Raw genomic sequence first — 24,144 nt, forward strand, 5'->3', positions numbered from 1 at the left:
GCGCGGTCGTCTTCGAACTCGACCGGACGCGCATGGAGCGCGACGTCCTAAAAAAACGTATGGCCCGCCCCGTCTGCAAGGTCGCCGATGAAGTTGCCTGTGACCGGTCTGCACAAACGTATCCGGCATGTCGGCACGGGGGCCGCCGCCAAGATGGAGAGCCGCACGTCCCGGGCCTCATAAGCGAATCGGCCTCGGGGGCCGCTTTTTTTGCCAGGCTTCCGGAACGCCGCTCGACCGTCAGGCCATCTTCACTGTCCTCCCGCAGACCTCGTGGACCCGCGCCGAGCGATCGCGCTCCGCCTCAGGTCAACCTCTTTTGATGCCCTATGCGAGGGCCGGCTCCGGCCGCCGCTCGAAGCTCACTCCTTTGCGCAGCGTCGCCCAGGCAATCCGCGCGAGCTTGGCGGCGAGCGCGACGACCACGACGTTATAGTGCGTCCGCGCCAGCAGACCGCGCAGCCATCGTCCGGTCGCATCCTCGACCTTGGACAGTGTGGCCAGCGCTGCGCGCGCCCCGTGGATGAAGAGCCCACGCAGATAGGCGTTGCCCCGCTTGCTGATCCCGAGCAGCTTCGGCTTGCCGCCGGTCGTATGCTGTCGGGGCACGAGGCCAAGCCAAGCCGGCAGGTCCCGGGCAGACGCGAAGGCGCTGCCATCGTCGACGGCTGCGCGCAAGGCCGTGGCCGTCATCGGCCCGACGCCCGGGATCGACACCAGGCGACGTGCTGCCTCGTCGGCGCGGGCATGCGCAACAAACTCCCGGTCGAGAGCTTCAATACGGCCGTCGAGGTTCGCCCATTCCTCGCGGATATCGACGACGAGTGACCGGATGCGCGCGCCAATCTGCGCCTCGGGATCCGTCACGAGAATGCCGACCGCCGTCTCGAACTTGCGGCGGCCCTGCGGGAAGACGAGACCCCGCTCCAGCAGGATCGCGCGGAGCTGGTTCATGAGCATGGTACGCATGCTGACCAGCCGAGACCGGACCCGGTGCAGGCTCTGCATATCGAGTTGGTCCTGCGCCTTGAGGGGCACAAAGCGCATCGTCGGACGCGTCGCGGCCTCGGCGATCGCCTCGGCATCGCGGTCGTCGTTCTTCTGAGCCTTGACGTAGGGGCGGACATACTCGGGCGACATCAGTCGGATGGTATGTCCCTGCGCGGCCAGCAGCCGCCCAAGGTGATGGGCGCCGCAGCAGGCCTCCATCGCGACGACACAAGCCGGAAGCTTGGCCGTCAGGCCGACGATCGTCTCACGCCGTGCGCGACGACGCAGAACCACCGCTCCAGCTGGGTCGAAGCCAACCAGGCTACAGCTGTTTTTGCCGAGATCGATACCCAGCACGGCGACCGAACTCTTTGCCATTCTCGATCCCTCCATTCCTCCAAAGCAGCAGCATGCCACCAACGGTTCGGTAAGGGGCGGGCCATCCCATAAGCGATCGGCATCTTCGCGGAGATGCCCAAGTGACGTTCGCCATTCCTCCAAAGCAGCAGCATGCCACCAACGGTTCGGTAAGGGGCGGGCCATCCCATAAGCGATCGGCATCTTCGCGGAGATGCCCAAGTGACGTTTGCCTTCATCGAGCAGCATGCGAGCACCTGGCCGGTGCGTCTCATGTGCCGCGTGCTCGAAGTCTCCCCCAGCGGCGACTACGGCTGGCGATTACGCCCCGAGAGCGCCCGGTCGGCGTCGAACCGTCAGCTCTTGGCCGACGTCCAGCGTATCCATGCCGGGCATCTCAGGCGCTACGGCGCGCCTCGCGTGCATGCCGCGCTGCGTGCGGAGGGCCGAACAGCCAGTCGCGGACGCGTGGAGCGCCTCATGCGCCGCCAAGGCATCCGGGCCCTGGCTAGGCGTCGGTTCCGGCCCTGCACGACCGACAGCCGTCACGATCTGCCGGTCGCACCCGACCTCCTGAAGCAGCTCTTCTCGGCTGCCCTGCCCAACACGGTCTGGCTGGCGGACTGGCCGCCATACTCGATCCCGCCACCCGCAAGAGCGTTGGTCGGTCCATGCGCGATCATATGCGGACCGAGCTGATTTCGGCCGCCTTGATGATGGCCACCCAACGGCAGCGACCGGAGCCGGCCTCATCTGTCACTCGGATCGCGGCAGCCAATACGCGGCAGAAGCCTACCGAAACCAGCTCGCCGACACGCGGGCGACACCCTCCATGAGCCGAACGGGCTGCTGTTGCGACAACGCCCCGATGGAGAGCTTCTTCCACACCCTCAAGGTCGAACTCGTCCACCAGCGCCGATGGGCGACCCGGGACGAGGCCCGACGCGACCTGTTCGCCTACATCGAAGGATACGACAATCGGCAGCGCATCCACTCGGCCCTCGGTTACAGCACACCCGAGCAGGCCGAGCGGAACGCGAGCTAAACCCACGTCCGTCGAAACGGGGGAGGATCAATTGCGAGCGCTTTGCCATCGGCAGGATCATAAGGCTTCGCCGCTGCTGATCGGTTGAGCTCACCGGAAGCTTACGACCGGACTTGGTCGCCTAGATTGCCATGGGTGTTCCCGAAAGCTGCCCTCGGGCAACTTCGGCTTGGGGGTGGGAGCCGGACCCTGGCCCTTCGCCCGGAACCGGACGTTCCGCCTCCAACCCGAATGCATCAGCCGGCGACGTCTGCGGACGCGAGGCCCATCGCCTCCCGGCGGGCGAAAGCCCAGTCGATCAGCGCCTCGATGGATGGCCCGAGCGCAACCCCCATTGCGCTGAGAGCATACTCGACCTTCGGCGGCACCTGAGGGTAGACCGTCCGGGTGACGATGCCGTCCTTCTCCAACTCCTTGAGCTGCTGGATCAGCATCTTCTGGTTCACGCCCTCGATCCGCTTCTCCAGCTCCGAGAACCGTAGCGGCACCTTTGCGGCAAAGAGCTGGACGATGATGACGATCTTCCACTTGCCCTCCAGCACCCGCAGGGTCTCGCTGGTCGCCGCCGCCCATACGAGCTGCTGCTTCGGGTCCTCGCAAAACCAATCGCGCCCCCCATTCATACTAACCTCTAGGTGAGCTACCCACCTTTTGGTAGGTTCTTGCTGATCCCTCTACCTACCCATAGTTCCCGCTGCATCGCAACCGACGCGTTCAGGGAACAGGGCATGAAGATCGGCATCATCGGTATCGGACATATCGGCAAGTCCCTGGTCACGAAGCTCAGCGCGGCCGGGCACGTTGTGAAGGTGGCCAACTCACGCGGTCCCGAGACCATCGGGGCCGACATACTTTCGTCGGGCGCCCGCGCCGTCACGGCACAGGATGCCGTCGCGGATGTCGACGTCGTCATCCTCTCCATCCCGCCGACCGGTATCCGGAAGATCACCCCTCTGATCCGGGCGATACCCGACAAGACCGTCGTCATCGACACCTCGAACTACTACCCGATGCGCGACGGGGCCATCGACGCCATAGAGGCGGGCCAGGTCGAGAGCCTGTGGGTCTCCGAGCAACTCGGACGGCCCATCGTCAAGGCCTGGAACGCCATCGGTTCGGGCTCGCTGGCCGAGAAGGGTTCACCCTCCGGAACGCCGGGACGCATCGCCATCCCGGTCGCGGCCGACCGCGAGGAAGACCGCCGCGTCGGCCTGCGTCTCGTTGAGGAGACCGGCTTCGACGCCTTCGACGCGGGGTCCCTGGCGGAGTCTTGGCGCCAGCAACCCGGGGCGCCGGGCTACTGCACGGATCTGACGCGTGACGAGATGCCGGGCGCACTCGCGGCAGCCGAAAGGGCCCGCCTGCCCAAGCGGCGCGACCTCGTGGTGGCGGTGGTCCAGGAGCGCGTCGGCGACGGCCGGACCAATCCGGACGCCGAGTTCGGCGTTCGCGTCGCGCGTGCGATCTGCCTCTGACATCTGACCGGTGCACGCAAGATAAGGAAACGACCCATGACCCGCGTTGTACGCTTTCACGAATACGGTTCCGCAGATGTGCTGCGCATCGAGGACATCGAGGTTCCCGGGCCTGCCGCCGATGAGGTGCAGATTGCGGTTCGCGCAATCGGCCTCAACCGTGCGGAGGTGATGTTCCGCAAGGGCGCCTACCTGCAGGAAGCGAACTTCCCCTCGCAGCTCGGCTACGAAGCCGCCGGTACGGTCAAGGCGACGGGCCGCGATGTGTCCGGGTTCGCCGAGGGCGATGCCGTCAGCGTCATCCCGACCCTCGATATGTCGCGTTGGCCCACCTACGGCGAGGTCATCAACATTCCCGCGCGTTCCGTCGTGAAGCATCCGGCCGCCCTGTCGTTCGAGCAGGCCGCCGCGTCCTGGATGCAGTACGTCACCGCCTGGGGCGCGCTCATCGATCAGGCGAAACTCACCGCCGGCGATGTCGTCATCGTATCCGCGGCGTCGAGCAGCGTCGGCATCGCGGCGTTCCAGATCGCCCGCAGCGTCGGGGCGACGGTGATCGCGACCACCCGCACGAACGCCAAGGCGCAGGCGCTGCTCGATGCCGGCGCGCACCATGTGATCGCCACGGACGGGGGCGACCTGGCGGCGCGCGTGAAGGACATCACCGGGGGCAAGGGGGCCCGCGTGGTGTTCGATCCGATCGGTGGCCCTGCCATCGCGCAGTTTGCCGAAGTCATGGCCGTGGGCGGCATTCTCCTGGAGTACGGTGCCCTGAGCCCGGACGAGGGTCCGTTCCCGCAGTTCTCCGTGCTCGGCAAGAGCCTGACCCTGAAGGGATACCTCTACACCGAGATCGTCGGCGACGACGCGGCGCTTGCCCGTGCGAAGGCCTTCATCCTGGAGGGACTGGAAAGCGGCAAGCTCGATCCGCTGGTGTCGCGGACCTTCCCGTTCGACCGGATCCGGGAGGCGACCCAATTCCTCGAATCCAACGAGCAGATCGGCAAGATCGTCCTCACGCTCGATTGATGGCGCGGATGCCGGGTTCCCCGGAGTTCGGCATCGCATCCCTCGCCAGCGTTCGGCTGTCCCACCGCTGCACCCCGGTGGAGAATGGCCTGACGCTGCATCGGTACTGGACGAATGCACGCGCTGCCTGCCCGAAGAAGGCGTCCTGCACGACGGGCAAGGAGCGGCGGGTGACGCGGTGGGAGCATGAAGACGTGCTATGGCGCTTCAGGTCCTGGCCTAAAATTTGACGCGCGGTCTCAACATTCTGGGAAGCCGCAAACTCTCGGCGGACGATCCCCCACCTGAGCGCGGGCTTCGATCGTCCGCCGAATAGGCCGGGAAGCCGTCCAGGGGAGCTCGAACCAAAACTGGCCGTTTCCCGACCGTAGGAACCCGTTCGACGCGATGAACACCCCCTGCTCGCCAGACCGGGACGTCACCCAACCGCAAAAGCCCTCACCTCCGGAATTTGACACGGCCTTGGACCCAACCCGGACGTTCAACAATGCCGTCGCATCGCCCGGAGCCTGCCATCCGAACTCGTGGCGAACGATTGACCGAGGCTGGCACGCCGTAGACGGTACGGCACTCTCCGAGTTGTAAGGACCACGGAGCTGTAAGGAAAACGCGTGCGTGCCGAATGAACATTGTTGATGCGCATATCGCATCCTGGCGTAGTTCGCCCCTTGGCGAGCGGGCGACGGGAGAGGCGTGGGATATCGTGGCCACCGCGGCAGGTTTGGTCACAGGAATTCTGGCGACACTCGACGCGGATTACGAGATCGAGGGCGACATCGCCGTTCATCGCACGACCACGGTCGAGACCGGTGCCGTGATGAAGGGCCCCCTGATCGTCGGGCCAAATTGCCTTGTTGCAGCGGCATGCTTGATCAGGGGCGGATGCTGGATCGACAGCGACTGCATCGTGGGGCCCGGAGCTGAACTCAAGACGACCCTCATGTTCCGAGGGTCGAAGCTCGCTCATTTCAACTTCGTTGGGGACAGCATTCTCGGCAGTGATATCAATCTCGAAGCCGGCTCGATTATCGCGAATTACCGGAACGATTTGGCCGATCCTCGCCTCCGGATCAACTATAGCGGCAAGACGATAGGATCGGACACGCTGAAGTTCGGCGCGCTCGTCGGAGATGGGTGCCGCATCGGCGCGAACGCGGTTGTCGCCCCTGGTGCCATCCTTGCTCCCAGGACGGTCGTACCCCGCCTCGGATTGATCGATCAGCGCACACGCTCATGAGCGTCCCGAAAGCCAGCCGACGACGATCCAACCTCGGCGGACTCTGGCGTACGGAACGCTCATCCCCTTGGGCCGAAGAGGATCACGGCCATGCCTGCGACGCAGATAGCCCCGCCGCTCAAGTCCCAGCGGTCGGGCTGATGCCCCTCGGCAAGCCAGAGCCACACGATCGAGGCTGCGATGTAGACGCCGCCGTAGGCGGCGTAAGTGCGCCCGGCCGCCTCGCTATCGACCAGTGTCAGCAAGTAGGCGAACAGCCCGAGCGAGACCATTCCCGGCGCGATCCACCACACCGACTTGTCGAGGCGCAGCCAAGCCCAGAAGGCGAAGCACCCGGCGATTTCAGCGAGCGCTGCGCCCGCGTAAGCGAAGAACGTGACCATACCGCCTTCTCACAGATCGTCCCGGTACGCGGTAGGTCCGCTTTTCACCCGACCCGGTCGCAGAGTGGACGGACGGGTCCCGACCCGACCCAGTCGTTCGGGTTATCTGACCCGACGCCCGGGAGCGGACGCTGAGCGAGACACCGCCTGTCCGCCATGGATCGCGGCGCTCCACAAGCGGTCGCGCTTACTTGCCGCCCGTCACGTCGAGGAAGGTACCGGTGACGAACGAGGCCTCTGGGCCAGCCAGAGGATCGCTCGCGCGACCTCCTCGGGCTCGCCACCCCCTCCCATTGGAATGCTGTCCTTCACGCGATCCACGCGCCCGGCTTCGCCGCCGCTCGCGTGCATCTTGGTGTAGATGTGGCCGGGCCGCACGCAGTTCCTCCGAATGCCATCGCGCACGACCTCCTTTGCGAAGACGATCGCCATGGTCTCGACTGCGCCCTTTGAGGACGCGTAGTCCACGGACTCGCTGGGACTGCCGAGGCGAGCGGAGGCCGAGGAGACATTGACCACCGCGCCCCCACGCCCGCCATGGCGATGCGACATGCGCTTCACGGCTTGCTGCGCGCAGAGGATCGGGCCGATTGCATTCACCGAGAAGACGCGCCGCAGGCGCTCATGGTCCAGGTCTTCGAAGCGAGATGGTCGTGCGATCATGGCGGAATTGTCGACGAGGACATCGAGCCCACCGAACCGGCGGTCGACGCGGTCGAACATCCGCGAGACCTCGGCGGGATCGGCGCTGTCGGCTCGTACGGCGATCGCGCCTCGACCCTCCATCTCGATCGCAGCGCTCAGGTCCTGAGCCGCCGCGTCGTTCGACAGGTAGCTGAAGGCGACGTCGTAGCCGCGCCGTGCCGCAAGACGCACGGTCGCGGTCCCGATGCCACGGCGGCCGCCGGTGATCGGCATCACGGGTGCAGTTCGTGCGGCGTCAGGTGCGTCAGAGGCATCCGAGCGGTCGCCATCGGTGGCATCGGGGTTTTGAACGGAGTTCATGGTTTCCGCGCGAGGTGCGGCGACAGAACGAGCATGATCGGGACGACGGCGAAGGCCGTGGCCGCGGCCGCGACGGCGGCCCAGCGCGGTCCGACCGCATCGCCCAGCGGGCCGTAGAGCAGGGGCGTCGCGACCGCGCTGCCGCCGAGCGTCCAGGTGTAGAAGACCGCGAAGGCGCGCTCGACGCGACCGTGCGGCGCGAGTTCCGGCACGGTGCCGTAGAGCACGGAGGACGTTCCGTTCAGCATCAGGCCGAGGAGGGGCAGCACCGCGAGGGTTGGGGCGAGCGGGAGCGCGACGACCAGCAGGATCGCCACCGCCGTGCCCGCCTCGGAGAGGATCACGCAGCGCGTCACCCCGAAGCGCTCCCCGAGCCGGCCGAAGATCGCCTTGCCCAGCGCACCGCCGACGGCCGCGAGGCCAAACGCGACGCCCACCGTCGCCAGGACCGCCCCCTTCTCCTGCAGCAGGAACGGCAGGTAGAGGAGAAAAGCCGGGCGGGCGGCATTGTCGAGCATGCCGACGGCGACGAGGAGCCCGAAGCCGGTCCGGTCCGTCGAGCCGGCGCCGGGCACGGCCGCGTGCGGGCGCGCCGGCGCTTCCCCGCGCGGGACGGGCTCGCGGGGCAGCAGGGTGGCGACCCCGAATGCGACGACGACCCCGAGGCCGGCGGCGAGCCAGAGCACGAGGCGCCAGTCGAGGTGGGTGAGGAGAAGCCCGGCGAGTGCGGGCAGCGCCGCCTTTCCGAGATCGCCGGCGAAGTTGTAGGTGCCGAGTGGCCCCCTCGCCCCCGTCCCATAGGTCCGGGCGATCACCGCCGAGGCGAGGGGATGCTGGGTGCTGCTGCCCGCGCCGGAGAGCGCCAGGGCGACGCAAAGGCCGGTGACACCGCCCGAGGCGCCGGCCAGCGCGTAGCCGCCCGCACCCAGCAACGTGCCAAGAACCAGAACCGCGCGCGCCCCGAGCGTCCGAGCCAGAGCCGTGGCGGGCATCTGCAGGCCGGCCAGCGCGCCGACATAGAGCGAGCGCACCAGCGCAAGGGCGACGTAGCCGAGGCCGAACTCCACCTGCCAGACCGGCAGCAGCACGTAGATCAGGTCCGTGTAGCCGTCGTGCAGGGCGTGGTTGACGCCGATCGTCGCGAGGGTGCGCGTCCGCCGGGGCGCGCGGGTGTCGCCCGCCCCATCCGTCGCGCCCGTGGCCCGCCCGTCCGGTTCCGCCGTGGTCGTCATCGCTCATCCTTCCACGGCCGCCCGCCGCCGCCGACGTAACGGCTACACCCGTGAGGATCCGGCGATGAGGACCGTTCGACTCACGCGACCCGTGCGCTAAGCTCACGGATGCGAGCCCGGAGGTCCGATGCGCCGTCTTCCACCCCTCCATGCGCTGCGCGTCTTCGAGGTCGCCGCCCGGGCCGGCAGCCACGCCGCCGCGGCGGCCGAACTCGGGCTGACCCACGGGGCCGTCAGCCGTCAGGTCGCCGTGCTCGAGGCATGGTTCGGCCAGCGTCTGTTCGTGCGGGTCGGGCGCAGAAGCGTCCCGACGCCCGCGGCCCGGGCCTTCGCGGAAGCGGTCAGCCTCACCTTCGACAGGCTCGACGCGGCGGCCGAGATCTGCGGCCGGCCCCTCGCGCCGCGGACCCTGCGGGTGAACACGCCCACGACCTTCGCCATGCGTTGGCTGATCCCGCGCCTGGACGGCTTCCACGTGGCGCGGCCGGAGGCGGAGGTGGTCGTCACGACGACCACGACCCTGCACAACGCCCTGCGCGGCGGCTTCGACCTCGCGGTCCGGCGCGAGCCGCGCCTCGGAACGGGAGCGCACCATCCCTGGGGCGCCTACCGTGCGGTCCCCTTCCTGCGGGAGGCCAACACCCTGGTGGCGAGCCCCACCCTGCTCGCGGCCCGCCCCCTGCGCACACCGCACGACCTCGAAGGCGCCACGCTGCTGACGAGCGAGACGCGTCCGGGTGACTGGAGCGACTGGCTCGCCGCCGCCGGCCTCTCCCCCGATACGGGCAGCCGCCGGACGTTCGACCATTATTTCGTCGCCCTGCAGGCGACGGCGGACGGGCTCGGCTACGGCCTCGGGCCCCTGCCCGTCCTGTCCGGCGACCTGGCGACCGGACGGCTCGTCGCCCCGTTCCCGGAGATCGTCGTCCCGCGCCCCGGCTACGTGGCCCTCGTCCCGAACGACGCGGACAAGACGTCGACCCTCACGGCATTCGTGGACTGGCTCGTCGCCACGGGCGCGCAATGAGATCGGACAACCATCGGGCCGAGCCGGAGACGGCTTCATCTCCTTGCAAAAAGGGCATCTGCGTTCGGCACACTAACCGATCGGTGCGTGAAGTAGCCCCCTCGCGTTCCCTGAGCGAACGCCCGTTCCTGCGACACAGCCTCTCGAGAGCGGACCGACAAGAATCCGCCCGAATTGGTCGTGGAGCGGACGGACAGGCCCGTCCCGAAGCTGGCGTCGGCGTCCCTGAAAGACGGCACAGACCGATCGCCGGGTGGAGCGGTGCTGGCCCGCGCCGGATCGGCGGGCGCAGCCCGGGCGGAAGGGGATGCGGCGCGCCGACCACGCGCGGCCCCGACACCGCCACCTTGGAATGCCTCGCATAAAGACATCTTTATGTCTTGATTGCCTCGCATCCCGTCCCCTGCTATAGCCCCCGCCAACACGCAGCAGAGAGACGGAACCCCCATGGCCCAGGATTACATCGTCAAGGACATCGCGCTGGCCGAGTACGGTCGCAAGGAGATCTCCATCGCCGAGACCGAGATGCCCGGCCTCATGGCGACGCGCGAGGAGTACGGCGCGAGCCAGCCCCTGAAGGGCGCCAAGATCGCCGGCTCGCTCCATATGACGATCCAGACGGCCGTGCTCATCGAGACCCTGGCGGCGCTCGGCGCCGACATCCGCTGGGTCTCGTGCAACATCTACTCGACCCAGGACCACGCCGCCGCCGCCATCGCGGCCGCCGGCATCCCGGTCTTCGCCATCAAGGGCGAGACCCTGGAGGAGTACTGGGACTACACGTCGAAGCTGTTCGACTGGCACGGCGGCGGCATGCCGAACATGATCCTCGACGACGGCGGCGACGCCACCATGTTCGTGCACCTCGGCCTGCGCGCCGAGAACGGCGACACCGCCTTCCTCGACAAGCCCGAATCGGAAGAGGAAGAGATCTTCTTCGCCCTGCTGAAGAAGAAGCTCGCCGAGAAGCCCAAGGGCTGGTTCGCCGGCCTCGCCGATTCGATCAAGGGCGTCTCGGAAGAGACCACCACGGGCGTGCACCGCCTCTACAACCTCGCCAAGGAGGGCAAGCTGCTCTTCCCGGCCATCAACGTGAACGACGCCGTCACCAAGTCGAAGTTCGACAATCTCTACGGCTGCCGCGAGTCGCTGGTGGACGGCATCCGCCGCGGCACCGACGTGATGATGGCCGGCAAGGTCGCCATGGTCGCGGGCTTCGGCGACGTCGGCAAGGGCTCGGCCTCGTCGCTCCGTCACGCCGGCTGTCGCGTGCTGGTGTCGGAGGTCGATCCGATCTGCGCCCTCCAGGCCGCCATGGAAGGCTACGAGGTCGTCACCATGGAAGACGCCGCGCCCCGCGCCGACATCTTCGTGACGGCGACGGGCAACAAGGACATCATCACCCTCGACCACATGCGGGCGATGAAGGACCGGGCCATCGTCTGCAACATCGGCCACTTCGACAACGAGATCCAGGTCGCGGGTCTCAAGAACCTCAAGTGGTCCAACATCAAGCCGCAGGTGGACGAGATCACCTTCGCGGACGGCCACCGCATCATCCTCCTGTCGGAGGGCCGCCTGGTGAACCTCGGCAACGCCACCGGCCACCCGTCCTTCGTGATGTCGGCCTCGTTCACCAACCAGACGCTCGCCCAGATCGAGCTCTGGACCAACCCGGGCAAGTACGACAAGCAGGTCTACACCCTGCCGAAAGCCCTCGACGAGAAGGTGGCGCTCCTCCACCTCGAGAAGATCGGCGTGAAGCTCTCGAAGCTCAGCCCCGAGCAGGCCGCCTATATCGGCGTCGCCGAGACCGGCCCGTTCAAGCCCGACCACTACCGCTACTGAGTCGGACGGCGCCCCCGTGCGGGGGCGCCCCCATCCCTCGCGGTTTCGTGAAAAAGCCCGGCTTTCCGCCGGGCTTTTTTCATGCCCGCCCCTCCGCGCCCGGCCGCCCGAGCTTGACCGTACTGTGACTTTTCTGCGGCCTCGGCGGCCCGCGTGCCCGAAACCGGATAAGTCCGGCTTAACCCTCTTCCGGGAGGATTCCGCCTCGCGCTAGTGTGGGGTCGATTCCTCAGGTGGGGTGATCCGCCGACGCCCTTCGGGGCCGGCGGGGAAGCGGTCGCGATGCGCGGCGCGTCAGGGATTCTTGGGGGCGGACCGGATCATGAGGGTCGATCGAACGGCGCGCGCCGTGGTGTGCGCCGGTGCTGTCGTCGTCGCAACCGCCGGTGGAACGGCGCAGGCCGCCGGTCCCGGAACGGACCCGTCCGCCTGGACGAGCGGCCTCGGACCGCATACCCACAACGCCGCCGGCCTCGCGATCCTCATCGGGCTGACGGTGTTCTCCACCATCCTCGCCCTGCTCCACATGCGCGAGCGCGCCCGCTGGAGCGCCCGGGAGGCCGAGCTCACCCACGAACTCACCCACCTGCGCGGCGCCCACGATCGCGCCGAAATGCTGCTGAATTCCGAGCGCCAGGTCATCGTCACCTGGACCGGGCGCGGCCCCGGACTCGTCGAGGGCGACACCGGCCTCGCCCTCGACGGACGGCGCGTCGCGGCCGACGATCCGGCGTACCTGCTCCAGTTCGGCACCTGGCTCCAGCCCTCCGACGCCCGCGACCTCGCCGCCGCCATCGAGGGCCTGCGCGCCCGCGGCACCGGCTTTCGCCTCAGCCTGCGCACCCAGGACGGCCGCTTCGTCGAGGCGCAGGGTCAGGCGCTCGCCGGCCGCGCCCTCCTGCGGTTGCGCGAGACCACGGAAGAACGCCGTGAACTCATAGACTTGCGCCTCACCCTCGAGGAGGCGCGGCGCGGCCTCTCGGCGCTGGGCGGCCTCCTCGACGCGATTCCCCAGCCCCTGTGGCGGCGCAACCGCGACGGGGCGCTGGCCTGGGTCAACACCGCCTACGTGGCGGCCGTGGAAGCGGACAGCCGCGAGGCGGCGCTCGGCCTCGAACTCCTCGACCGGCAGGCCCGCGACCTCATCGCCCGCGACGACGGAGCCCGGACCCCCACCGGCGCCCGCCCCGCCCTGCGCCTCTCCGCCGTGGTCGCCGGCGGCCTGCGCATCCTCGACGTGACCGAGAGCGCGGTGGAGGCCGGGCGCGTCGGCATCGCCGTCGACGTGTCCGAACTGGAGAGCGTGCGCGCCGACCTCCAGCGCCAGATGGACGCCAACGTCCGCACCCTCGACCAGCTGCCCACGGCGGTGGCGATGTTCGACGCCCGCCAGCGCCTGATCTTCCACAACGCCGCCTACCGCCAGCTCTGGGACCTCGACCAGGCCTTCCTCGAGGCCCGGCCCCTCGACGGCGAGATCCTCGACCGCCTGCGCGCGTCGCGAAAACTGCCCGAGCAGGCCGATTTCAAGTCGTGGAAGGCCGACGTGCTCGCCGCCTACCGCGCCGTGGAGGCCAGCGAGGCGTGGTGGTACCTGCCCGACGGCCGGTCCCTGCGCGTCGTCGCCGATCCCAATCCGCAGGGCGGCCTGACCTACCTGTTCGACGACGTCTCGGAGAACATGAAGCTCGAATCGCGCTACAACGCGCTCATGCGGGTCCAGGCCGAGACCCTCGACACCCTGAAGGAGCCCGTGGCGGTGTTCGGCGCCGACGGCCGCCTCACCTTCGCCAACCGCGCCTTCGCCACCCTGTGGCGCCTCGACGCCGCGACCCTGTCCGAGCGCCCCCGCGTCGATGCGGTGATCGAGGCCTGCCGCGCCCTCTCGCCCGACGAGGAGCCCTGGCTCGACATCCGCGGTGCCATCACGGGCCTGGAGAGCCGCTCCGGCCTGACCTGTCGCCTGGAAGTGGTGGACGGCACCGTCCTCGATTGCGCCGCCCAGCCCCTGCCCGAGGGCGCCACCCTGCTCACCCTCATCGACGTCACCGCGAGCGTGAACGTCGAGCGGGCGTTGACCGACAAGAACGACGCCCTGGAGCGCACCTCGCAACTGCGCGACACCTTCGTGAACCACGTCTCCTACGAGCTGCGCTCCCCGCTCACCAACATCATCGGCTTCACCCAGCTTCTCGGCGACGAGACGGTGGGCGCCCTCAACGAGCGCCAGCGCGAGTATTCCGGCCACATCATGCGCTCCTCGGGCGCGCTCCTGGTGATGATCAACGACATCCTCGATCTCGCCTCCATCGATGCCGGCTCCCTGGAGCTGTCGCGCGAGGTGGTCGATGTCCGCGCCACCGTCGAGGCGGCCGTGCGCGGTCTCGAGGATCGCCTCGCCGAGGCCGCCATCGTCCTCGACCTCGACGTACCCGAGGACATCGGCAGCTTCGTCGCCGACGGCAAGCGCGTGCGCCAGATCCTGTTCAACCTGCTGTCCAACGCGGTCGGTTTCTCCGCGCCGGGCCAGCCCGTCCGCGTCGAGGTCCGCCGCAGCGCCACAGAGCTGACCCTGGCCGTCGTCGATCACGGTCCGGGGATCCCCGAGGAGGTCGCCGCCCGGGTGTTCGACCGGTTCGAGAGCAACACCCTGGGGACGCGTCACCGCGGCGTCGGCCTCGGACTGTCCATCGTGCGCTCGTTCGTGGAGCTGCACGGCGGACGCGTCGCCCTCGAATCCGCCACGGGCGTCGGCACCCGCGTCACCTGTACCTTCCCGATCGCCACCGGCACGACCCGCCGGGCGGCCGCCGAGTAGCGGGCACATCCGATTCGTAAGCCTTCCACGGGACCCTTCGGCCGTCCCGGGGTTTTGGTTAAGGATGCGCGTCTATGATGTTGGACGTCGTGCGGCCCCGCGACGGATCGCGGCCACGGTAGGAGTTGGGTGTTGAACGAGGACGGTGCGGACACGCTTCAGCGTGAGGCGAGATCGGCCTGGGAGATCATGCTTCCCGACGAGGGCGCCACCGAGGATCTCGGCCGCTTCCTGGCCGAACTGCTGGAGCCCGGCGACCTCGTCGCCCTGTCCGGGGGGCTCGGGGGCGGCAAGACCACCCTGGCACGCGCCCTCATTCGCGAGCTCGCCGGTACGCCCGACCTCGACGTGCCGAGCCCGACCTTCACCCTGATCCAGCCCTACGAGGCTGCGGGCGGACGCCAGATCGTCCATGCCGACCTCTACCGCCTGCGCAGCCCCGACGAACTCGTCGAACTCGGTTTCGACGAGATGACCGAGACGGCCATCACCCTGGTGGAATGGCCCGAGCGTCTGGGCCACCGTGAGGGACCGATCCTCACCGTGGATCTCTCCCTGCGGGCCGAGTTCGGCGACGGCGCGCGCTTTGCCCGGATCGACGGCTCAGGCGGCATGGCCGCCCGGCTGAAGCGGGCGCGGGCCCTGCGCATCCTGCTCGTGCGCAGCGGCTGGGACGAGGCCGTGCGCACCCCGATGCAGGGAGATGCCTCGTCGCGCGCCTACGAGCGGCTGATGAAGCCCGACGGGAGCCGCGCGGTGCTGATGGTGTCGCCGCCTCGCAGCGACGGCCCCCCCGTGCGCAACGGCAAACCCTACAGCGCCATCGTCAAGCTCGCCGAGAGCGTCCACGCATTCGTGGGCGTCGATCGCGGATTGCGGGCCCTCGGTTTTTCGGCCCCGCGCATCTACGGCGAGGATCTCGCTGAGGGCCTCCTCATCATCGAGGATCTCGGCTCCGAGCCGGTCACGGATGCGAGCGGCCCACGCCCCGAGCGCTACGCCGAAGCCGTCCGGCTCCTTGCCAAACTCCATGCCACGGAACTGCCCGGCGTGCTGCCGGTGGCGGACGGGATCGACCACGTCCTGCCGCCCTACGACCTCGAAGCCCTGGTGTTCGAGACCGAATTGCTGCCCGACTGGTACTGCCCGGCGATCCGGGGCGCGGACCTGCCCGGCCCGGCCCGCTCGGAATTCGTCGCGCTCTGGGCGGAGGTCCTGGGCAGCGTCATCCCTGAGCGGCCGACCTGGACCCTGCGTGATTATCACTCCCCGAATCTGATCTGGCTGCCCCAGCGTGAAGGTCTGGAGCGCATCGGCCTCATCGATTTCCAGGATGCCGTGCTCGGTCACCCGGCCTACGATCTCGCCTCCCTGCTCCAGGACGCTCGGGTCGACGCCACCGCCGAGTTCGAACTGCGCCTGCTCGGCCTCTACGTCCGCGAGCGCCGCAATCGCGAGCCGGACTTCGATATGCAGGGCTTCGCCCGCGCCTACGCGGTGCTGGCGGCGCAGCGCGCCACCAAGATCCTCGGCATCTTCGCCCGCCTCGACCGCCGCGACGGCAAGCCGGGCTATCTCGCCCACCTGCCGCGGATCGAAGGCTACCTTACCCGCAACCTCGCCCACCCGGCCCTGACCCGCTTGCGCCTCTGGCACATCGAGCACCTGCCCGATCTCGTACCGAAGGCCGCACCGGAGCCGGCGCCCGAGGAGGCCTGAGCCGATGGATCCGCGTCTCACCCTCGTCACCCTCGGCGTCGCGGATCTCGCCCGCGCGGTGAACTTCTACGAAGCGTTGGGCTGGACGCGCTCGGCCTACGCGTCGGAGGGCGTCGCCTTCTTCCAGCTCGGCGGCCTCGTCCTGTCCCTCTACCCCCGCGCGGCCCTGGCCGAGGATGCCGGCGTACCGCCGGACGGCAGCGGCTTTCGTGGCTTTGCGCTCGCCCACAACACCGCGAGTCGGGACGACGTCGACGCGGTGCTGGCGCATGCCGTGCGTGCCGGCGCCAGGTTGGTGAAGCCGGCTCAGGACACGTTCTGGGGCGGCTATTCGGGCTATTTCGCCGATCCCGACGGGGCGCTCTGGGAGGTGGCCTGGAACCCCGGCCTGCTTCCCCTGGCCGACGGCACGGTCCGACTGCCACCTTGACCCGGGGGACCGGATCGTCCTCATCGATTCCTCCCGCGCCCAGACGCGCCATGCGAGACCCCGCTGGAATGTCCGAAACGCCTCCCATCACCCGCGCCTTCGTCCTGGCCGCAGGCCTCGGCAAGCGCATGCGCCCGATCACCGCGACGGTGCCCAAACCCCTCGTCGAAGTGGCCGGGCGCGCCCTCCTCGACCATGCCCTCGACCGCGCGGCGGAAGGCGGGATCACCCAGGCCGTGGTCAACGTCCACTACCTCGCCGACCTCATCGAGGGGCATGTCGGCAAGCGCCGGACCGCGCCCGAGATCGTCGTCTCCGACGAGCGCGACCGGTTGCTGGAAACAGGCGGCGGCGTGAAGAAGGCCCTGCCGCTGCTCGGCGGCGATCCGTTCGTGGTCTTCAACGCGGATTCATTCTGGCTCGAAGGGCCTGACTCGAACCTCGGCCGCCTCGTCGCCGCGTGGTCGCCGCAGACCATGGACATCCTTCTCCTCGTCGCCCCCACGGCCACCAGCCTCGGCTACGAAGGGGCGGGCGATTTCGCCATGGGCTCGGGCGGTCGCCTCGAGCGGCGGGCCGAGCGCGAGGTTGCGCCCTTCATCTACGCCGGCGTCGCGATCCTGAAGCCAGGCTTGTTCGCGGACACGCCCGACGGTGCCTTCTCCCTCAACCTCCTGTTCGATCGCGCCATCGCGGCTGGCCGCCTGTACGGTCTGCGCCTCGATGGCCAATGGCTCCATGTCGGCACACCCGAGGCCATCGTCGCGGCCGAAGCCCGGGTGAAGGCCAGCGCGCCGGTGCCGTAGCGGGCTTCACGCCGCCGCATTGCAAGGGCCGGCCCCGGGTCTATGGTGACCGACGGTTTGCTGAGCGTTCCAACCGCTTGGAACGCGGAGCGAACGAGCCCGCGGCGTGAAGATCGACGGTGAATGACCTGACCCCCGTGCACGACGACGAATCGGCCGCGCCGTCCCACGTCTTCACGATTCCGCCCGGTGCGCCGTTCCTGCCGACGCTTGCCGACGCCCTGCTGTCGGGGCGGCTGGTGGGCGATCTCGGCGACGACCCCTTCGCGCTCGCCGCCGTGACTCTCTACCTGCCGACGCGCCGGGCGACGAAGGCACTCTCGGCGCTTCTGGCCCAGCGCCTGGGGCAGGCCGCCCTCCTGCCCCGGTTGATCCCGCTCGGAGAGGCCGACGAGGCCGAACTCGATCTCGCCACAACGCCGCTCCTCGAGAATGGACCGGATGTGCTCGCGCCCGCCATGCCGGCCCTGGAGCGCAGGCTGATCCTCGCCCGCCTCGTTCAGCAATGGGCGGAGGCCGTGGATCGCACCCTCCTGCCCATGGACGACGACGTGCCCTTCCTGGTGCCGTCCTCGCCCTCCGACGCCGTGGCGCTCGCCGCCGACCTCGAACGGTTGATGGATGCGCTCACCGTCGAGGGGCTGCCCTGGGAGGAGATCGCCGGCGCCGTCGAGGTCGAGTACTCGCGCTATTTCGGCCTGACCCTGAATTTCGTGAAGATCGCCGCCGAGCACTGGCCGAAGATCCTGGCCGATCGGCACATGAGCGACCCGGTGGCGCGTTCGCGCAGGCTCGTCGTCGCCGAGGCCGATCGCCTGCGCCGCGACCGCCCGTCCGACCCGGTGATCATCGCCGGGTCCACCGGCTCGGTCCCGGCGACCACCCGGCTCATCGCGGCGGTGGCCGGCCTGCCTCGAGGCGCCGTGGTGCTGCCGGGCCTCGACACCGACCTCGACGCGGCCGGGTGGGACGCCATCGAGACCGGCGCGGGGTTCTCGAAGACCATCGCCCACGGCCATCCGCAAGCGATCCTGCATCGGCTCCTCGGTCCCACCGGCCTCGACATGCCCCGCACTGCGGTCGTGGTCCTGGGCGAGCCCGGCACGGCGGCGCGCGCCCGCGCGACGCTCCTCTCGCAGGCCCTGCGCCCGGCCGAGACCACGGAGGCGTGGGCCGACCTCGACGCGGACGCACGCGTGGCGCTGGGCGAGGCCGGCATGGCGGGCCTCGTCGTGATCGAGACCAACGACGAGCGCGAGGAGGCCCTGAGCATCGCCATCGCCCTGCGGGAAACCCTCGAGGCGCCCGGCGCCACCGCCGCCCTCGTCACGCCCGATCGGAACCTCGCCGTCCGGGTCGCGGCCGAGCTCGCCCGCTGGGGTATCGTCGCCGAGGATTCCGCCGGCGAAGCCCTGTCGTGCAGCCGGGCCGGGCGCCTCGCGCGCCTCGCCGCCGAGTGCGCCGCCGATCTATGCCCGCGCCGGATCATCACCCTCCTGGCCCATCCCTTCGTCCGGCTCGGCCTGCCCCGGGGCGACGTGGTGCGGGCCGCCGCCGCGTTGGAAATCGGTGCCCTGCGCGGCCCCGCCCCCGCGCCGGGCTTCGCCGGCCTGCACCGCGCGGTCGCCGATCAGCGGAGCGCCACCGGACGCCGCCCCCGGGCCAAGCGCCGCCTCGTCGATCAGGACTGGGACCTGGCGTCGGACATCCTCACCCGCCTGGAGGCCGCCTTCGCGGGCTTCCTACCGACCGACCACGACGGCGTCGGCAACCTCGTCGCCTACGCCGCCTGTCACCGTGCCACCGTCGAGGCACTGTTGGCCCAGCCGCCCGACGGGGCGCCCGAGCCCCTCGATGATGCGTCCCTCGACGTCCTGGACACCTTGTTCGACGATCTTGGAATGGCGGAGCCCGGCGACATGCCGGGCCACTTCACCGATTATCCGGCGTTCTTCACCGCACTGGCCGGCGAGCGGCCGGTGGCCTGCGGCGACGGACGTCCACACCCGCGCCTGCGCATCCTCGGCCTCCTGGAGGCCCGCCTCATGAGCGTCGACCGCATCGTGCTCGGTGGCCTCGACGAGGGTGTGTGGCCGATGAAGACGGTCACCGATGCCTTCCTCAACCGGCCCATGCGCGAGCGTGTCGGCCTCAATCCGCCCGAGCGCCGCATCGGCCAGAGCGCCCACGACTTCGTCCAGGCTTTGGGCCATCGCGACGCCGTCATCACCCGGGCGGCCAAACGCGAAGGCGCGCCGACGGTGCCGTCGCGCTTCCTCCAGCGCCTGGCAGCCTTCGTCGGGGACGCGGGCTGGGAACGGGCGGTTGCGGGCGGCAGGCGGTTCACGGCCTACGCCGCCCACCTCGACCGCGGCGGCGGTCCCGTACCGCGCCTCGGACAGCCCAAGCCACGGCCGGACCCGGCCCTCTTCCCCCGGACCCTCAGCGTCACCGAGATCGAGACCCTGGTACGCGACCCCTACGTCATCTTCGCGCGCCACGTCCTCGGCCTCGACCCCCTGGAACCCGTGGCGGCGCAGCCCGGTGCGAGCGAGCGCGGTACCCTGGTCCACGAGATCTTGGGAAAGTTCGCGCAGGCCTATCCGGAGGCCTTGCCCGAGCCCGACATCGCCCGCGATCGGCTCGGAGCGATCGCCAGGGATGAGTTCGCGACGATCTCCAAGACCTATCCGGCGCTCTATGCCGAATGGTGGCCACGCTACGAGCGGCTCTCGACGCGGTTCCTCGAATGGGAGACCGCGCGCCGGGGCGGCCTCACCCGGGTGCACGGCGAGGTCTCGGGCAAGTGGCTGATTCCGCTGGGCAACGAGACCTTCACCCTGCGCGCCCGCGCCGACCGGATCGAACTTGGCCGCGACGGCACCGCCTGCATCGTCGACTACAAGACCGGCCAGCCGCCGAGCAACAAGGAGGTCTTCGCCGGATTCTCGCCCCAGCTCACCCTGGAGGCGGCCATGCTCATGCACGGCGCCTTCGACGGGCTGCCCCGGACGCCCGTCACGCCGGACCTCCTCTACGTGTACGCGTCCGGCGGGCGCAAACCGTTCGAGCCGCTCCCCGTGAAGCCCCCGAAGGGCGAGGACCGCGAGGTCGCCGCCATCGTGGCCGAGCACGAGGGCCGCCTGCGCGGTCTCCTCGCCCGCTTCCTCACCGGCGAGGCGGCCTACACCTCGCGCCCCTACCCGAAATTCGCCAAGTCCTACGGCGATTACGACCATCTCGCTCGGGTGCTCGAATGGTCGCTCGGTGGGGAAGAGGAAGCCTGATGACGGCGCATTCGCAAAGATCCTTCGTCGTCGACGATCTCACCCAGGCGTCGCAGCGCCGTGCCGCCGATCCGCGGGCGTCGGCCTGGGTCTCGGCCAATGCGGGGGCGGGCAAGACCAAGGTGCTCACCGACCGGGTGGTGCGCCTGCTGCTCGACGGCGCTCCTCCGGCGCGCATCCTGTGCCTCACATTCACCAAGGCGGCGGCCGCCAACATGTCGATCCGGGTGTTCCGGGTGCTCGGCCGCTGGGTCACCCTCGATGCGGCCACCCTGACCCGTGAACTGACGGCGCTCACCGGCGCGCCGCCCTCGCGCGAGACGCTGCAGGTGGCACGCCGCCTGTTCGCCCGCGCCGTGGAGACGCCGGGCGGCCTCAAGATCGAAACCCTGCACGCCCTGTGCGAGCGCCTGCTGCACATGTTCCCGTTCGAGGCCAACGTACCGGCCCGCTTCGAGGTCTTGGACGACGATCACGCGGATGCGGCCTTCGCGGCGGCGGTGGATGCGGTCTACGCCGCGGCGATCTCGGCGCGCGCGGACCACGCCCTTTCGGCCGCATGGGCCATCGTCAGCGCCGAGGCGACGGGCGACACCCTCCGCCGCACCCTCCGTACCGCCATGCGTGCACGCGGCGTGCTCGCCGAACGCGGTGGGCTCGAACGGTCGTTCGCGGCGCTCGCCGGTGCCCTCGACCTGAAGGCGGGCGAGACCGTGGTGGATGTCGAAGCCCGCATTCTCGCGGGCGGCCTCGGCGATCTGACGGACTTCGCCGCCCGCCTGCGCACTGGCAAGTCCACGGACGAGGGACTGGCCGACAAGCTCCGCGAAGCCGAGGCGGCGGAGGGATCCGAGCGGCTCGGTGCGTACCGCGCCGTATTCTTCACCAAGGACGGCAGTCCGAAGGCCGACCGGAGCCTGGGCACCAAGGCGGTGCCGGAGGAGGTTCGACAGGCCCTCATCGAGGAGCGCGACCGAATCGCCCCCCTCGACGATGCCCTGCGCAGCGCGCGCGCGCTGGAGCGCACGCGCGCGCTGTTCACCCTGGCGGTCGAGATCCACCGCCGGGTCGAGGCCGAGAAGGCGCGCCTCGGGGCCCTCGATTTCGACGACCTGATCCACAAGACCCTCGACCTCCTGGCCCGGGTCGATTCCGCCTGGGTGCTGTACAAGCTCGATCGCGGTGTCGATCACGTCCTCGTCGACGAGGCCCAGGACACCAATCCGCTTCAGTGGGAGATCCTGCGCCGGATCACCGCCGAGTTCGCCGCCGGCGAAGGCGCCCGCGACGTGGTGCGGACGCGTTTCGCCGTGGGCGATCCCAAACAGTCGATCTACAGCTTCCAGGGCGCCGAGCCCCGTGAGTTCGAGACCACCCGCAAGGAATGGATCAAGGCGGCGGCGGCGGCCGACCTACCCTTCGAGGACGTGCATCTCACCCTGTCGTTCCGCTCGACGCGCGGCGTCCTCGGAGCCGTCGACGCCACCTTCAAGATCCCCGAGCATTATGACGGGCTGTCCTTCGAGGACGCGGCCGTGGGCACCGTCCACTCGACGGCACGGGCCACCGCGCCCGGCGCCCTGGAACTCTGGCCGGTCGCCGAACCACAGCCCGAGGTCGAGCCCGATGCCTGGGCCGCGCCCGTCGATGCGCCCGAAGCCAGCGCTCCGGCGGTGGTCACCGCGCGTCGCGTTGCGCGGGCGGCCGCGACATGGACCACCGCGGGCGACGAGACCGGGCGGGTTTGGCGTCCCGGCGACATCCTCATCCTCGTGCGCAAGCGCTCCGTCGCCTTCGAGGAGGTGATCCGCGCCATGAAGGCGCTGGGCGTGCCCGTGGCCGGCCAGGATCGCCTCGACATCGCCGCCCACATCGCCGTCAACGACCTCGTGGCGGTGGGCCGCGCCGGACTGCTGCCCGCCGACGACCTGACGCTGGCGGGCGCCCTCAAGACACCTCTGGTCGGCTTCGACGACGACGATCTCGTGCGGATCGCCGCGCGGCGCGCCGAATCCGAGACCCTGGAGGACGCGCTGGCCCGCCATGCCGCCGCGGGCGACCCCGCGGCGATTCGGGGGCAGGACGCCTTGCGCCTGTGGATTCGCCTGGCCGGCTGCGAAGGCCCGTTCGGCTTCTACGCCGCCATCCTCGGTGCCCATGGGGGGCGCCGCGCCCTGGTCTCGCGGCTGGGCGGCGAGGCGGGCGACGCCATCGATGTGTTCCTTACGACCGCCGCCCAGGCGGAGCAGGCCGGCGAGGCGGCGTCGCTCGGCGGGTTCCTCGCCCGCTACGCCACGGTGCCGGGGCGGGGAGAGGCCGGACACACCGTGAAGCGCGACCTCGAATCGGGACGCGACGAGGTCCGGGTGATGACCGTTCACGGCGCCAAGGGCCTTGAAGCACCCTTGGTGGTGATCATCGACGGCAGCGAGCCGCTGGGCCGCAACGATCCCCCGCTTCTCACCCTCGGGGGGGGCCTGCCGCCGGTGTGGTCGAGCGCCAAGACCTACGACAGCGAACCCATCGGCGCGGCCCGGGCAGGCCTCCAGGCCCGGGCCCGCGAAGAGCATCATCGCCTTCTCTACGTCGCCATGACCCGGGCGGCGGACCGCCTCGTCGTCGCGCCCTATCGCGGCCATGATGCCGGGACCGAGACCCCCTGGTGCGAGATGATCCGGCGGGGCGTCGAGGCGGATATCGGACCAGGCACCACACTGGAACGGCCTTACGGCCCCGTCACCGTCTGGCACGAAGGCAGCACCGCTGTATCCCCGGCGGCGGTCGCGATCGTAGGGCCCCAGGCCGAGTCCGTACCCTCCTGGCTCGAAACCCCCGTCCCCGACGAGGCCGAGGCTCCTCCCCCCGTGAGCCCGTCCGGAGCCCTTGCGGCAGCCGATCCGAGGCGTGAGCCCGGACGGCGTCTCGGCGATGCGCAAGCGCGGCGCCGGGGCGTACTCATCCACTCGCTGATCGAGCATCTGCCGCGTCTCGATCCACGCAAACGCCGGGCCGCCGCGACCCGGTTCGTACATGCGCGTGCGCCGACCCTCGACGATGCGACGCGCAAAGCGATCGTCACCGCCACGATGCGGCTCTTCGATCATCCCGATCTGGAACCGCTCTTCGGCCACGGTGCGCGGGCGGAGGTGACCCTGTCCGGGCGCGTCGTGGTGCACGGGGTCGAGCGCCCGGTCTTCGGCCGGGTCGACCGCCTCGCCATTGGTCCCGATGCGGTGGTGGTGGCCGATTTCAAGACCGGTCGTGCCCCGGCCGAGGATGCACCCTTGCCGGAGGCCGAAACACGCCAGATCGCCCTCTATGCCGCGCTTCTCGCCCAGATCTTTCCGGGGCGGCGCATTGTGCCGATGCTGGTCTGGACTTCGGGACCGACCCTGCGTCACCTGTCCGCGGATGAACAGGCCATGGCCCTCGGCAAGATCGCGGCTTGAAGACGAG

The 24,144-nt window shown here is 69.6% G+C and carries 16 protein-coding genes and 2 pseudogenes; 13 read left to right on the forward strand and 5 right to left on the reverse strand.

The genetic code is table 11. The features are described 5' to 3' along the window. Window positions 1-327: 327 nt before the first annotated feature. Window positions 328-1,347: an IS110 family transposase gene (locus ASF25_RS14760; RefSeq protein WP_156369015.1), complete on the reverse strand. Its 1,020-nt coding sequence runs from the start codon at window positions 1,345-1,347 to the stop codon at window positions 328-330. 198 nt (window positions 1,348-1,545) lie between these two features. Here ASF25_RS14760 and ASF25_RS22075 point away from each other — a divergent pair. Further along, window positions 1,546-2,392: pseudogene (locus tag ASF25_RS22075) on the forward strand (IS3 family transposase); the annotation flags it as partial. Between the two features lie 236 nt (window positions 2,393-2,628). On the opposite strand, the gene ASF25_RS14770 reads toward ASF25_RS22075, so the two are convergent. Next, window positions 2,629-3,015: a helix-turn-helix domain-containing protein gene (locus tag ASF25_RS14770; RefSeq protein WP_056305507.1), complete on the reverse strand. Its 387-nt coding sequence runs from the start codon at window positions 3,013-3,015 to the stop codon at window positions 2,629-2,631. Between the two features lie 105 nt (window positions 3,016-3,120). Here ASF25_RS14770 and ASF25_RS14775 point away from each other — a divergent pair, with 105 nt between their 5' ends. The 4 genes and pseudogenes from ASF25_RS14775 (at window position 3,121) to ASF25_RS14785 (ending at window position 6,133) form a co-directional block, all read left to right on the forward strand. Continuing rightward, window positions 3,121-3,867, forward strand: a complete 747-nt coding sequence (locus tag ASF25_RS14775) for an NAD(P)-binding domain-containing protein (RefSeq protein WP_056305509.1) — start codon at window positions 3,121-3,123, stop codon at window positions 3,865-3,867. Window positions 3,868-3,903: 36 nt separating this feature from the next. After that, the gene (locus tag ASF25_RS14780) at window positions 3,904-4,896 is read left to right on the forward strand and encodes a zinc-dependent alcohol dehydrogenase family protein (RefSeq protein WP_056305511.1); all 993 of its coding nucleotides are present in this window, start codon (window positions 3,904-3,906) and stop codon (window positions 4,894-4,896) included. A 53-nt stretch (window positions 4,897-4,949) separates the two neighbouring features. After that, a pseudogene (locus ASF25_RS23685) lies at window positions 4,950-5,096 on the forward strand (IS5/IS1182 family transposase); the annotation flags it as partial. 422 nt (window positions 5,097-5,518) lie between these two features. Then, on the forward strand, window positions 5,519-6,133 hold the full coding sequence (locus ASF25_RS14785) for an LpxA family transferase (RefSeq protein ID WP_056305512.1): 615 nt from the start codon (window positions 5,519-5,521) through the stop codon (window positions 6,131-6,133). A 59-nt stretch (window positions 6,134-6,192) separates the two neighbouring features. Here ASF25_RS14785 and ASF25_RS14790 read toward each other — a convergent pair whose 3' ends face one another. The 3 genes from ASF25_RS14790 to ASF25_RS14800 form a co-directional block, all read right to left on the reverse strand. Then, a complete protein-coding gene (locus ASF25_RS14790) occupies window positions 6,193-6,516 on the reverse strand; it encodes a YnfA family protein (RefSeq protein WP_056176506.1) in 324 nt (107 codons plus the stop codon). A gap of 201 nt (window positions 6,517-6,717) precedes the next feature. Continuing rightward, complete coding sequence (locus ASF25_RS14795) at window positions 6,718-7,521, reverse strand: SDR family oxidoreductase (RefSeq protein WP_348271335.1); 804 nt, start codon at window positions 7,519-7,521, stop codon at window positions 6,718-6,720. Beyond that, on the reverse strand, window positions 7,518-8,753 hold the full coding sequence (locus ASF25_RS14800; RefSeq protein ID WP_056305514.1) for an MFS transporter: 1,236 nt from the start codon (window positions 8,751-8,753) through the stop codon (window positions 7,518-7,520). The genes ASF25_RS14795 and ASF25_RS14800 overlap by 4 nt, the downstream gene beginning before the upstream one ends. A 127-nt stretch (window positions 8,754-8,880) precedes the next feature. On the opposite strand from ASF25_RS14800, the gene ASF25_RS14805 reads away from it, so the two are divergent. The 8 genes from ASF25_RS14805 (at window position 8,881) to addA (ending at window position 24,137) form a co-directional block, all read left to right on the forward strand. After that, window positions 8,881-9,780, forward strand: coding sequence for a LysR substrate-binding domain-containing protein (locus ASF25_RS14805; RefSeq protein WP_056305516.1), 900 nt, complete (start codon window positions 8,881-8,883; stop codon window positions 9,778-9,780). Between the two features lie 447 nt (window positions 9,781-10,227). Continuing rightward, on the forward strand, window positions 10,228-11,628 hold the full coding sequence (gene ahcY, locus ASF25_RS14810; RefSeq protein WP_056176521.1) for an adenosylhomocysteinase: 1,401 nt from the start codon (window positions 10,228-10,230) through the stop codon (window positions 11,626-11,628). A gap of 322 nt (window positions 11,629-11,950) precedes the next feature. Next, entirely contained in the window at window positions 11,951-14,446 is a 2,496-nt protein-coding gene (locus tag ASF25_RS14815; protein ID WP_056305518.1) for a PAS domain-containing sensor histidine kinase, read from the forward strand. A 189-nt stretch (window positions 14,447-14,635) separates the two neighbouring features. After that, window positions 14,636-16,165, forward strand: coding sequence for a tRNA (adenosine(37)-N6)-threonylcarbamoyltransferase complex ATPase subunit type 1 TsaE (gene tsaE / locus ASF25_RS14820; protein ID WP_056176965.1), 1,530 nt, complete (start codon window positions 14,636-14,638; stop codon window positions 16,163-16,165). Window positions 16,166-16,169: 4 nt separating this feature from the next. Beyond that, complete coding sequence (locus ASF25_RS14825) at window positions 16,170-16,595, forward strand: VOC family protein (RefSeq protein WP_056305520.1); 426 nt, start codon at window positions 16,170-16,172, stop codon at window positions 16,593-16,595. Between the two features lie 68 nt (window positions 16,596-16,663). After that, window positions 16,664-17,401, forward strand: coding sequence for a nucleotidyltransferase family protein (locus tag ASF25_RS14830; protein ID WP_056267992.1), 738 nt, complete (start codon window positions 16,664-16,666; stop codon window positions 17,399-17,401). Window positions 17,402-17,520: 119 nt separating this feature from the next. Beyond that, window positions 17,521-20,688: a double-strand break repair protein AddB gene (gene addB / locus ASF25_RS14835; RefSeq protein WP_244473038.1), complete on the forward strand. Its 3,168-nt coding sequence runs from the start codon at window positions 17,521-17,523 to the stop codon at window positions 20,686-20,688. Further along, on the forward strand, window positions 20,688-24,137 hold the full coding sequence (gene addA / locus ASF25_RS14840; protein ID WP_056305522.1) for a double-strand break repair helicase AddA: 3,450 nt from the start codon (window positions 20,688-20,690) through the stop codon (window positions 24,135-24,137). Before addB ends, addA begins: the two co-directional genes overlap by 1 nt. The last annotated feature ends 7 nt before the right edge of the window (window positions 24,138-24,144 follow it).

The organism is Methylobacterium sp. Leaf100 (assembly GCF_001422845.1).
GTDB lineage: Bacteria > Pseudomonadota > Alphaproteobacteria > Rhizobiales > Beijerinckiaceae > Methylobacterium.